An 11,044-nucleotide genomic window follows, 5' to 3' on the forward strand; every position below is an offset into this window, starting at 1 on the left:
GCTGCCGGTTCAGGAGGTCTGACTGAAGGCGGCGTCGAAGGAGGCTGCCGGGGGCTCGATCCTGCTGAGCTCGCGGACCAGGGCGAGTGCGGCGGGGGCGCCGACCAGGCGGTCCATGCCGGCGTCCTCCCACTCGACCGAGATCGGCCCGTCGTAGCCGATGGAGTTGAGCATCCGGAAGCAGGCCTCCCACGGCACGTCGCCGTGGCCGGTGGAGACGAAGTCCCAGCCGCGCCGCGGGTCGCCCCAGGGCAGGTGCGAGCCCAGGCGGCCGTTGCGGCCGTTGAACTGCTTGACGGACTCCTTGCAGTCGACGTGGTAGATGCGGTCCCGGAAGTCGTAGAGGAAACCGACCGGGTCGAGGTCCTGCCAGACGAAGTGGCTCGGGTCGAAGTTGAGCCCGAAGGCGGGCCGGTGGCCGATCGCGTCCAGGGCGCGCTGGGTGGTCCAGTAGTCGTAGGCGATCTCGCTGGGGTGCACCTCGTGCGCGTAGCGGACGCCGACCTCGTCGAAGACGTCCAGGATCGGGTTCCAGCGCTCGGCGAAGTCGGCGAACCCGCGCTCGATCATCTCCGGCGGCACCGGGGGGAACATGGCGACGGTGTGCCAGATGGACGAGCCGGTGAAGCCGACCACGGTGTCGACGCCGAACCTGGCGGCGGCCCGCGCGGTGTCCTTGATCTCCTCGGCGGCCCGCTGCCGCACGCCCTCGGGCTCGCCGTCGCCCCAGATGCGGTCGGGCAGGATGCCGCGGTGGCGCTCGTCGATCGGGTGGTCGCAGACGGCCTGGCTGGTCAGATGGCAGGAGACGGTCCAGACCTGGAGGCCGTAGCGGTCCAGGGTGGCGCGCAGCGACGGCAGGTAGGCGTCGTCGGTCAGTGCCCGGCGGACGTCGAAGTGGTCGCCCCAGCAGGCGAGTTCCAGGCCGTCGTAGCCCCACTCGGAGGCCAGTCGGCAGACTTCTTCGAGGGGGAGGTCGGCCCACTGGCCGGTGAAGAGGGTGACGGGTCGGGGCATGGTCGCGATGCCTTTCCGTTGCGGGTGGGGGTCGGTCGGTTCAACTGCCGTCCTGGACGGCCGTCCAGACGCTGTCGGCGGCGGCGCTGTCGGTGACGGCGGCGAGCACCCGCTGCACCTGGAGCCCGTCGGCGAACGACGGCGCGGGGTCGGTGCCGGTGGCGACGGCCTCGACGAAGTCCTTCACCTGGTGGGTGAAGCTGTGCTCGTAGCCGATCAGGTGGCCCGGCGGCCACCAGGCGTCCATGTAGGGGTGGGTCGGTTCGGTGACCAGGATCCGGCGGAAGCCGGCCGTGCGCGGGTCCTCGCCCCGGTCGTGGAAGGCGAGTTCGTTCAGGGACTCGCAGTCGAAGGACAGGCTGCCCAGTGAGCCGCTGACCTCGATCCGCATCGCGTTCTTGTGCCCGGTGGCGAAGCGGGTGGCCTCGAAGACGCCGATCGCGCCGCCCTCGAAGCGCGCGGTGAACAGGGCCGCGTCGTCCACGGTGACCGCGCCGCGCCCGCTGCCGCCGGAGGCGGACAGGCCGCTGGACGCCTCCGGCAGCGGCCGCTCGGGCACGATGGTCTCCAGCAGCCCGCTGACGCCCACGATCTGTCGACCGGTCAGGTACTGGGCCAGGTCGATGCTGTGCGCGCCCAGGTCGCCGAGGGCGCCGGAGCCGGCCCGGTCCGCCTGCAGCCGCCAGACCAGCGGGAAGTCCGGGTCGACGATCCAGTCCTGCAGGTACTGGGCGCGCACCTGGTGCACGGTGCCCAGCCGGCCGTCCGCGATCAGCTGCCGGGCCAGGGCCAGGGCGGGGACGCGCCGGTAGTTGAAGCCCACCATGGAGCGCTGTCCGCGCCGGGACGCCTCGGTGGCGGCGGCCGTCATGGTCCGGGCCTGCTCGGTGGTGTTGGCGAGCGGCTTCTCGCAGAGCACGTGCTTGCCGGCCGCCAGCGCCGCGAGGGCGATCTCCGCATGGCTGTCGCCCGGGGTGCAGATGTCCACGACGTCGATGTCGTCGCGGGCGACCAGGCGCTTCCAGTCGGTCTCCCAGTCGGACCAGCCCTGGGTCTGCGCGGCAGCCCGTACCGCCGGTTCGGAGCGGCCGCAGAGCACGGCGAGTTCGGGCCGCAGCGGCAGGTCGAAGAAGCGGGGCGCGTTGCGCCAGGCCTGCGAGTGGGCGGTGCCCATGAAGGCGTAGCCGACCATGCCGACGCGCAGGGGGGCTTTCTGACCGTCCGTCGGACTCACTGCTCCTCCGGCCGGGCGTCCAGCGGCACGGCCGCGGGTCGGGCGCAGCTGCTGCCCACCTCCACCGCCTGTCCCGACTCGGCCGCCGCGAGCAGCGACTCCATCACGTCCAGCACGTGGTAGGCGAGTTCGCCGTCGGCCCGGTGCGGGCCGCCGGTGGCGAGGGCGCGGGCCAGGTCGGAGACGCCGTAGCCGCGCGAGGCGCCGCGGTAGCCGCCCGACTCGGGCACCGGGGTCCACTCCTGCCGGCTCGCGTGGAAGCGGCTCACCTGGCCGTCGAAGCCGTTGGGGTCGGGGACCGAGAGGGAACCCTCCAGACCGTAGACCTCGATCCTGGGCAGCTGTCCGGCCCAGATGTCGAAGCTCATCATCAGCGTGGACAGCACGCCGTCGGCGTGCTCCAGGACGCCGGTGACATGGGTGGCGACCTGGACCGGGAAGCTCGTCCCGGCGTTGGGGCCGCTGCCGACGGTGCGGGTCGGCTGCGGGGTGGCGGACATGCCGACCACCCGCCGCACCGGGCCGAGCATGGTGACCAGCGCGGTCAGGTAGTAGGGGCCCATGTCCAGCAGCGGGCCGCCGCCGGGCCGGTAGTAGAACTCCGGTGCCGGGTGCCAGCGTTCGTGGCCGGGGGTGACCATGAAGGCGGTGGCGGCGACCGGCCGGCCGATGGCGCCGGCGTCCAGCTGGGCCCGGGCGGTCTGCACCCCGGTGCCCAGCACGGTGTCCGGGGCGCAGCCGACGCGGACGCCGGCCCGGGCCGCGGCGTCCAGCACCTGCCGGGCCTCGGTGGTGTCGGCGGCCAGCGGCTTCTCGCCGTAGACGTGCTTGCCGGCGGCGACGGCGGCCAGGGCGATCTCGGCGTGAGCGGCCGGGATGGTCAGGTTGAGGACCAGGTCCACGTCGGGCGCCGCGAGCAGTTCCGCGGGGGTCAGCGCGCGGGCGCCGGGGACGGTGTCGGCGGTCGCCTCGGCCCGGGCGGGGTCCAGGTCGGCGACGGCCGTCACCCGGACGTTGTCCAGCTGGGGGAAGGTCTTCAGGTACGCGCCGCTGATCTGGCCTGCTCCCACCAGACCGATGCGCAGCGGGTTCACCGGGTCGCCCATGCCATGCCCTCCTTGATCATCGTGTCGACCTGGGGTGTCTCGAGGTCGGCCAGGTTGTGGCCGAGGGTGGTGACGAAGACCCGGCCCGCGCCCCAGCGGCGGGTCCAGGTGACGGGCATGACGGTGCCCGCGAGTCCGGGGTTGTCCGGGTCGTCCTCGAAGTCGGTGACGGCCAGTACGTCGTTGGCGGGGTCCAGGTGCAGGTAGTACTGCTCGGTGGTGATGGTGAAGGCGGTGATGCCGCCCAGCGCCGGGTGGTGCGCCCGCTCGGGGACCGGTCGCACCCGGTAGGTGACGAACCCGCTGGGGTGGTGCACGAACTGACCGCCCGTCATCAGCTGGTAGGCGGTCTCGCCGCGGAAGGAGTCGACGATGCCGCCGTGCCAGCCGGCGAAGCCGGTGCCGGCCCGCACCGCGCGGGACAGGCCGGCCGCCTGCGGGCCGGTGATCTCGCCCATGGTCCAGCACTGCACCACCAGGTCGGTGCCGGCCAGCAGTTCCTGGTCGAGGTAGGAGTCGAGCGTGTCCGAGACGGTGACCTGGTAGTCCGCCTCCTTGAGTGCCTGTGCGTAGCGGTCGGAGGCGGCGACGGGCACATGGCCCTCCCAGCCGCCGCGTACGACCAGGGCCTGTTTCCGTGGCGTTGTCGTCATGCCTTCTCCTCCTGGCGGGCGGCGTCCTGCCGCCAGCCGTGAATGGTGGTGAATCCGAGCAACTGCGTGGCCAGGTGGGTGGCGTAGGGGGTGCCGTACCCGTCCGGGGCGTGGTCCAGCGGGGCCGACGGGTGGTAGCGGGTGAGCAGTTCGCGGGTGGGCCGGGTCGCGGTGGTGTCCGGGGCCACCAGGTTGATCAGGTGGTGGCCGGTCAGCGGCCGGATCAGCGCCGCCTCGATGCCCCGTGCGGCGTCGCGGGTGTCCAGCCAGGACCACAGCGCGCCCCGGTCCAGGGCGGGGTCGGCCTGGACGTAGCGCAGGTGGTCGCGCAACCGGTCGCCGCTGCCCAGGAAGGGGAAGCGCAGGCTGACCACGGTGCTGCCCCAGCGCCTGGCGGTGGTCTCGGCGATCAGTTCGCCGAGGTGCTTGGAGAGGCCGTAGACGTCCTCGGCGAGATAGGGGTGACGCTCCGTCACCGGGATCTCGGTGGGCGGGCGGTGCCGGGCGGACCAGGCCATGCCCAGGGCGGACAGGCTGGAGACGTAGACGATCCGTGGGACCCCGGCCCGCCCGGCGGCGTCGAGCACCTGGTAGGCGGCCAGGACGTTGTTGGAGAACACCTCCTGCTCGGTGCCGGACGTCGGTGAGGGCAGCGCGGCGGCGTGCACCACCGCGTCCATACCGGTGACGACGGAGCGTGCGTGCTCGGGGTCGAGCAGGTCGCCGCAGGCGGTCTCGGCGGCCCCGGCGGCCGGGTCGGCCCCGGCGTCCTGCGGCGGGGTTCGGTCGTGGGCGCGGACGCTCCAGCCGCGGGCGGTCAGGTGGGCGACCACCTCGCGGCCCAGCGTTCCGCGGGCTCCGGTGACCAGGACTCTCACGTTTCTGCGTTCCTTTCGGGGCCCGGGTGTCGGGGCCGGGTCAGCCCTTGACCGCGCCGGCCAGGCCGTTGACGAAGTAGCGCTGCAGCAGCAGGAAGAGGACGACCACCGGCACCACGATGATCAGTGAGGCGGCCATCAGCACGTTCTGCTGGGGGGACGCCGAGGAGCTGAGGTTCTGCAGGCCCAGCGGCAGGGTGTAGCTGGAGGGGTCGTTGAGCGAGACCCGGGACAGCACGTACTCGTTCCAGGTGGGGATGGCGGTGAGCAGGGCGATGGTGACCAGCGCGGGTCGTACCGCGGGCAGGTGGATCGACCAGAAGGTGCGCAGCTCGCCGGCGCCGTCGCAGCGTGCGGACTCCCGCAGTTCGCCGGGCACCGCGCGGAAGCTGTTGGTGAGCAGCATGATCGACAGTGGTGCGGTGCCGTTGATGAACGGCAGGATCAGGCCGATCCGGCTGCCCAGGATGCCCAGGTCGCTCTGCAGGATGACCAGTGGCAGCAGCACGGTGATGCCGGGGACGAACAGCAGTGAGACGAAGGCGCCGTAGAGCAGTCGGCGGCCGGGGAAGCGCAGTACGGCGAAGGCGTATCCGGCCATGGAGTAGAACAGCAGCACGCCGGCGGTGGTGCAGACGGTGATGATCAGGCTGTTGCCGAAGTAGCGCAGGAAGTGCAGCTGGTTCCAGGTCTGGACGAGGGTGGACAGGGTGGGGCGGTGCGGGATCAGGTGGCCGCCGGAGAGGATCTCCTTGCTGTCCTTGAAGGCGCCGGAGACCATCCAGGCGAACGGGTAGGCGCTGACCACGGCGTAGAGCAGCAGCAGGACGTAGGCGACGGTGCGGCCCAGGTTGCGCTGCACCGGGTGGCTGCCGGGGGCCCGGGAGGGGCGGTCGGCACGGTCGGGGTCGGGGGTGGGCTTGGTGGGCGCGGCGACGGCGGCCGGGGCGGTCATGTGCGGCTCCGCAGGACTCGGACGTTGATCGCGGCCAGGATCAGCGCGACCACGAAGAGCAGCCAGCCAAGGGCGCTGGCCAGGCCGAGGGTGGGTCGCAGGCCGGAGAAGAAGGCCAGGTTGTAGGACTCCAGGCCGAGGACGGTGGTGTGGCCGCCGGGGCCGCCGTTGGTCATCACCAGGAAGATCTGGAAGCCCTGGAGCGCGTCGCGCATGTTGAGCATCACCACGGCGGCGGTGATCGGGCGCAGCAGCGGCCAGACCACCGCGGTCATGGTGCGCAGGGTGCCGGCGCCGTCGGTCCTGGCCGCGTCCAGCACCGAGGAGTCGATGCTCTGCAGGCCGGTGAGGTAGAGCAGCATGGCGACCGGGATCGCCGACCAGGCCATCACCACGATCAGGGTGGGCAGTGCGGTGCTGGGGTTGCCCAGGAAGCCCTGCGGTTGGGCCAGGGTGCCCAGGCCCAGGTGGCGCAGTACGTAGTTGAGCGAGCCGTCGGGCTGCAGGACGTAGGTCCAGGCGTAGAAGACGGCGATGCCGGCGGTGACGTAGGGCAGGAAGAAGACGGTGCGGAAGAAGCCGCGCAGCCGGGTGATGCTGTTGAGCAGCACCGCCAGCGGGAAGCCGATGGCGACGGCGAGCGCGGGTACGGCGACCATCACCACGACGGTGCGCAGGGCGGCGCTCTGCACCACCGGTGCGATGACCGGGTCGCGGTAGAGCAGGTCCAGGTAGTTGCCGACGCCGACCCAGGTCCAGTGCGGGGTGAAGCCGTTCCAGCGGGCGAAGCTGAGCAGCAGCCCGTAGATGATGGTGTAGACGCCCATCAGGGCGAACAGGGCCACGGCGGGCAGGACGAAGCCGTAGCCGGTCAGGGCTTCCTTGACGCGTTGCGAGCGCAGGGTGGCGGGGCGGCGCGGTCGGGCGGTGGTGTCGAGGTTCTCGGGGGTGGCCAAGGCGCCGTCACTTCCAGGTGCTGGCGATCAGGACGCCCAGGCGGGCGGCGGCGGAGGCGGGGGTCTGGCCCTTCAGCGGTGACATCTGCACCAGGACGTTGCCGGTCTGCGCGGGGTCGTAGGTGGGGCCCATGAACGTGGTGTCCAGGGGGTTGTAGGTGTCCGGTCCCGCTGCTCCGAAGACGCTCTCCAGGCTGGCCAGGTGCGGTCCCACGGCGGCTGCGGCGCCGGCGCCGAGGTCGGTTCCGGGCAGGTCCAGTGCGGCCTTGGCGAAGTCGCCGGCCTGCTGACGGGAGGTCAGGAACTGGAGCCACTTCAGGTCGGCGTCCTGGTGCTTGCTCTGCGCGGAGATCGCCAGGCCGGTCAGGGCGACCGGGGCGAGCTTGAGGTCGCTGACCGCTCCGCCCTGCACCGGGGGAAGCCCGAAGGCCACCACGTTGGCGGGGTCCATGCCGTCCTGCTGGATCGAGGAGAGGGTGAAGGTGCCGCCGACGTCGAAGGCGGACTTGCCCTGGGCGAAGGCGCGGTCGGCGTCGTCGATGCCGAGGGTCTGGCTGCCGGCGGTCCAGTACGGGGTGAGCTGGTCGTACTGGGTGAGCACCTGCTTGCCGGCCGGGCTGGACCAGCTCGCCGCCGGGTCCTTGCCGAACAGCGCCTGGTACTTGGCCTTGCCGAGGTCGGCGTAGGCCATCGGCTGCAGCAGCCAGTCGAAGGCGGTGGAGGGGTCCTTGAGGCCCATGGTGATGCCGCCGGTCTGCGGGGCGGCGTGGTTGGTGGCCTTGAGCCAGGTGATCAGCTGCTGCCAGGTGGTCGGCGGCTTGGCCGGGTTCAGTCCGGCGGCGGTGAGCATCTTCTTGTTGGCGAAGACGATGCCGAAGGTGCCGGCCGTGAAGGGGACGCTGAACAGCTGTCCCTTCTGCACGCCCTGCCAGGTGGACTTCGGCTGCTGGGAGGACGCGTACACGCTGTCGGTGACCAGGCCGGTGTCGGCGGTTCCCTTGAGGAAGGTGTCCTTCCAGCCGGCGTCCACGCTGGGGGCAAGGTCGGCCAGGACGCCCGCGCCGCCGAAGACGAAGTCCTCGCCGCCGGCGTGGACCTCCAGTACGTCGGCGACGCTCCTGGTGGCAGCGGCGCTCTGGATCTTGCTGCTGTAGGTGTCGTCGGGGGTGTAGGCGGTGATCTGCACGGTGATGCCGGTCTGCTGCTTGAACGCGGCGGCGGCCGCTTCCAGGGCCTTGACGTGGGTCTGTTTGAACGTCCACATCTGGATGGTGCTGCCGGCACCGCTGCTGCTGCCGGCCGAGCCGCTGCCACAGGCCGCGGTACCGAACAGCAGTCCGGCGGCCATCGCGCAGGAACCCCATATTCGGGTTCTGCCAAGGCTGTTGGCCATATTCTCCTCCAAATGCACCGGTCCGGCGGTGACGCCGGTCGGGCTCCGGGCCTCCCGGCGAGGTCGAGTGCCCCAGACCCTAGGTGCGTCAGATTTAACATGTCAATAGCCTGATCAAGAAGAGCTTGTGCTACCAAGTGACTGTCAATTAAGGTTTTGACCGGTTAACTTGGCACTGTTGGAGCCGGGGGCGATCGAGCCGAACCGGACACCGAGGAGGTCGATCGTGGATGGCAGCGGAAGACGGTAGCTCCCGCGTCCCCCTGTACGAGCAGGTCAAGCGCAAGCTCCTGGACGCGATCGCGTCCGGCGAGTACTCGCCCGGCGTGCCCTTCGTGACCCAACGGGAGATCTGCGAGCGCTTCGGGGTCAGCCATGCCACCGCCGTGCGCGCACTCAACGACCTGGCCACCGAGGGCTACGTGGTGCGCCGGCGCGGCAGCGGCACCTTCGTCGCCGACCGCCCGGTGCGCCGGGCCCAGGACAGCGGGCGGTCGATCTCCTGCGTGCTGCAGTTCCAGGGCCCGCACGTCTCACAGCTGCTCGCCGGCATCGAGGCGACCTGCGCGGAACTGGGCTACCGGCTCTACCTCACGCACTGCGAGGGCGACCCCCGGCGCGAGGAGCGGGCCCTGCTCGACGCCCTCGACCACGGGGCCGACGGCATCATCGTCTACCCCGCCCAGGACAGCGCGCCCGACTCGGCCTACACCGAGGTCCTCGGCCGCGACGTCCCGCTGGTGCTGCTCGACCGCTACCGCCCCGACCTCGCCACCGACGCCGTCGTCGCCGACAACGTCGGCGCAGGTCGTCAGCTCACCGAGGCGCTGATCGGCTCCGGCCACCGCACCATGGCCACGCTGTGGGACGAGACCACCGTCACCAGCGTCCGGGACCGCCTGGCCGGGCACATCGACGCCCTGCGCCGCCACGACATCACCGTGCGGCCCGACCTGACGGTGCTCCGCCCCTTCCTGAGCCTGTCCGCCCAACAGCGCCAGGCGCTGCTGACCGATCTGCTGCGCGGACCCCAACCGCCGAGCGTGCTGCTCTGCGCCAACGGGTACGTGCTGGCCAGCGCCGCCCAGGACCTGCTGGCGCTGGGCTTCGAGATCCCCGGCGACGTCGACCTGGCCGGCATGGACGACGCCGGCCCCTTCGACGTGCTCCCGCTGACCGCCGCGGCCGTCTCGCTGCCCTCCCGGGAGATGGGCCGGCGGGCCATGGAGCTGCTGCACCGGCGCATCAGCGCGGACACCCCCGCCACCGGCCCCGAACTGGTGGTGGTCCCGGTCACCGTGCAGACCCGCCAGGCCGCCCAGGCCCATCTGCGGATCTTCAGCGCCGACAGCCCCGGCCCCGCCCTGCCCGCCCTTCCCGCCCTGCCGACGGCGCCCTGAACGCGCCCGCCCCACCACCTCTGACGCCGCCTCACCACCCGGAGGACACCACCATGTCCATATCCCACGCCGACCAACTGCTCGACGCCACCGGCGGCCTCCCGCAGGCCCAGCCGCCGTGGCCGTCCCGCGACGCCCTGCGGGTCACCGCGGTACGCGCCGTCGTCACCGCGCCCGAGGGCACCCCGCTGGTGGTCGTCCGCGTCGACACCAGCGACCCCGGCCTGTACGGGCTCGGCTGCGCCACCTTCACCCAGCGCTACGCGGCCGTGGTGGCCGCGGTCGAGGAGCACGTCGGACCACTGGTCGTCGGGCGCCACCCGGCCGACATCGAGGACATCACCCGGATGATCCACTACTCCTCGTACTGGCGCGGCGGACCGGTGCTCAACAACGCACTGTCCGGCGTCGACCAGGCGCTGTGGGACATCGCCGGCAAGCGCGCCGGAATGCCGGTGCACGAGTTGCTCGGCGGACGCAGCCGGGCCGCGGTGGAGGTCTACTCCCACGCCGCCGGCGCCACCGTTGCCGAGACCCTGGCGCAGGCCGAGGCGCTGCTCGCCGAGGGCTACCGGCACATCCGGCTCCAGGTGGGCGGTCCGGGCCTGGGCACCTACGGCGCCCCCGGCACCCCGAACGGCTACCCGCGCTCGCCGCACCCGGACGGCTGGGACGTGAACCACTACCTGGCCGCCACCCCCGCGCTGTTCGCCGCGGCCCGGGAGCGCCTGGGCGACGAGGTGAGCCTGATGCACGACGTGCACAGCCGGCTGACGCCCAAGCAGGCGGTGGTACTGGCCCGGGCGCTGGAGCCGTACCGGCTGTCCTTCCTGGAGGACGTGGTGCCGCCGGAGTACTACGACCGGCTGCCCGAGGTGCGCGCGGCCTCCCCGGTGCCGATCGCCGTCGGCGAGCAGCTCGGCTCGGCGGCCGACGCGGCGCGGCTGGTCCGCGACGGGGGAGTGGACCTGCTGCGGCTGCACACCTCCTCGGTGGGCGGTCTCACCCCCACCCGCAAACTGGTCGCCCTCGCCGAACTCCTGGGCGTGCGCACGGCGTTCCACTCGCCCGGGGACATCTCGCCGGTGGGCGTGGCGGCCAACCTCGCCGTCGACGTCAACACCCCGGCCTTCGGCTACCAGGAGTCGCACAGCTACAACGAGGCCACCCACGAGGTCTTCCCCGGCACCCCGGTGGTCCGCGACGGCTACCTGACGCCGTCTGAACAGCCCGGCTGGGGGGTCGACCTGGACGAGAAGGCGGCGCTGCGCCACCCGCCGGTCAAGTTCCTGCACGAGCGCTGGTCCACCCAGGTGCGCCGCCCTGACGGCGGTCTCGAGGCGCCCTGAGTCGCCGTGCGGCGCTTTCCGAATTCAGCGGCGACTTCAATCGTCCTTGGGCCAACAGATGAAGCGGATTAACTTACACCGGCAGCCGACGCGGGCCCTCCCG

At 71.9% G+C, this 11,044-nt stretch carries 10 protein-coding genes; 2 read left to right on the plus strand and 8 right to left on the minus strand.

Features of this window, described 5'->3' with window-relative positions; genetic code table 11:
- Positions 1 to 9 precede the first annotated feature (9 nt).
- The 8 genes from IF29_RS0130960 to IF29_RS0130995 are packed head-to-tail and all read right to left on the minus strand — an operon-like array spanning position 10 to position 8,147.
- Complete coding sequence (locus tag IF29_RS0130960) at positions 10 to 1,017, minus strand: sugar phosphate isomerase/epimerase family protein (RefSeq protein WP_030261766.1); 1,008 nt, start codon at positions 1,015 to 1,017, stop codon at positions 10 to 12.
- 40 nt (positions 1,018 to 1,057) lie between these two features.
- The gene (locus IF29_RS0130965) at positions 1,058 to 2,209 is read right to left on the minus strand and encodes a Gfo/Idh/MocA family protein (protein WP_051726266.1); all 1,152 of its coding nucleotides are present in this window, start codon (positions 2,207 to 2,209) and stop codon (positions 1,058 to 1,060) included.
- Between the two features lie 38 nt (positions 2,210 to 2,247).
- Positions 2,248 to 3,357, minus strand: a complete 1,110-nt coding sequence (locus IF29_RS0130970; RefSeq protein WP_030261770.1) for a Gfo/Idh/MocA family protein — start codon at positions 3,355 to 3,357, stop codon at positions 2,248 to 2,250.
- Complete coding sequence (locus IF29_RS0130975; protein ID WP_030261771.1) at positions 3,342 to 4,010, minus strand: ThuA domain-containing protein; 669 nt, start codon at positions 4,008 to 4,010, stop codon at positions 3,342 to 3,344. Before IF29_RS0130975 ends, IF29_RS0130970 begins: the two co-directional genes overlap by 16 nt.
- A complete protein-coding gene (locus IF29_RS0130980; RefSeq protein ID WP_030261773.1) occupies positions 4,007 to 4,888 on the minus strand; it encodes an NAD-dependent epimerase/dehydratase family protein in 882 nt (293 codons plus the stop codon). Before IF29_RS0130980 ends, IF29_RS0130975 begins: the two co-directional genes overlap by 4 nt.
- Before the next feature lie 40 nt (positions 4,889 to 4,928).
- A complete protein-coding gene (locus IF29_RS0130985) occupies positions 4,929 to 5,843 on the minus strand; it encodes a carbohydrate ABC transporter permease (RefSeq protein ID WP_084715257.1) in 915 nt (304 codons plus the stop codon).
- The gene (locus IF29_RS0130990) at positions 5,840 to 6,799 is read right to left on the minus strand and encodes a carbohydrate ABC transporter permease (protein ID WP_030261776.1); all 960 of its coding nucleotides are present in this window, start codon (positions 6,797 to 6,799) and stop codon (positions 5,840 to 5,842) included. Before IF29_RS0130990 ends, IF29_RS0130985 begins: the two co-directional genes overlap by 4 nt.
- A 7-nt stretch (positions 6,800 to 6,806) precedes the next feature.
- Positions 6,807 to 8,147 carry an ABC transporter substrate-binding protein gene (locus IF29_RS0130995; protein ID WP_051726253.1) on the minus strand — a complete coding sequence of 447 codons (1,341 nt, stop codon included), beginning with the start codon at positions 8,145 to 8,147 and terminating at the stop codon, positions 6,807 to 6,809.
- Between the two features lie 275 nt (positions 8,148 to 8,422).
- On the opposite strand from IF29_RS0130995, the gene IF29_RS0131000 reads away from it, so the two are divergent.
- Together IF29_RS0131000 and IF29_RS0131005 are read left to right on the plus strand one after the other, a co-directional pair.
- Entirely contained in the window at positions 8,423 to 9,592 is a 1,170-nt protein-coding gene (locus IF29_RS0131000) for a LacI family DNA-binding transcriptional regulator (protein ID WP_051726254.1), read from the plus strand.
- Between the two features lie 53 nt (positions 9,593 to 9,645).
- Positions 9,646 to 10,941 carry an enolase C-terminal domain-like protein gene (locus IF29_RS0131005; RefSeq protein WP_030261781.1) on the plus strand — a complete coding sequence of 432 codons (1,296 nt, stop codon included), beginning with the start codon at positions 9,646 to 9,648 and terminating at the stop codon, positions 10,939 to 10,941.
- Positions 10,942 to 11,044 lie beyond the last annotated feature (103 nt).

Source organism: Streptacidiphilus jeojiense (genome assembly GCF_000719095.1).
Classification (GTDB): domain Bacteria; phylum Actinomycetota; class Actinomycetes; order Streptomycetales; family Streptomycetaceae; genus Streptacidiphilus; species Streptacidiphilus jeojiensis.

Coding starts and splice junctions, on each gene's coding strand:
- IF29_RS0130985 (WP_084715257.1), bottom strand. CDS start 5,843: ATGACCGCCCCGGCCGCCGTCGCCGCGCCCACCAAGCCCACCCCCGAC.
- IF29_RS0131000 (WP_051726254.1), top strand. CDS start 8,423: ATGGCAGCGGAAGACGGTAGCTCCCGCGTCCCCCTGTACGAGCAGGTC.
- IF29_RS0130975 (WP_030261771.1), bottom strand. CDS start 4,010: ATGACGACAACGCCACGGAAACAGGCCCTGGTCGTACGCGGCGGCTGG.
- IF29_RS0130995 (WP_051726253.1), bottom strand. CDS start 8,147: ATGGCCGCCGGACTGCTGTTCGGTACCGCGGCCTGTGGCAGCGGCTCG.
- IF29_RS0130960 (WP_030261766.1), bottom strand. CDS start 1,017: ATGCCCCGACCCGTCACCCTCTTCACCGGCCAGTGGGCCGACCTCCCC.
- IF29_RS0130970 (WP_030261770.1), bottom strand. CDS start 3,357: ATGGGCGACCCGGTGAACCCGCTGCGCATCGGTCTGGTGGGAGCAGGC.
- IF29_RS0130965 (WP_051726266.1), bottom strand. CDS start 2,209: ATGGTCGGCTACGCCTTCATGGGCACCGCCCACTCGCAGGCCTGGCGC.
- IF29_RS0131005 (WP_030261781.1), top strand. CDS start 9,646: ATGTCCATATCCCACGCCGACCAACTGCTCGACGCCACCGGCGGCCTC.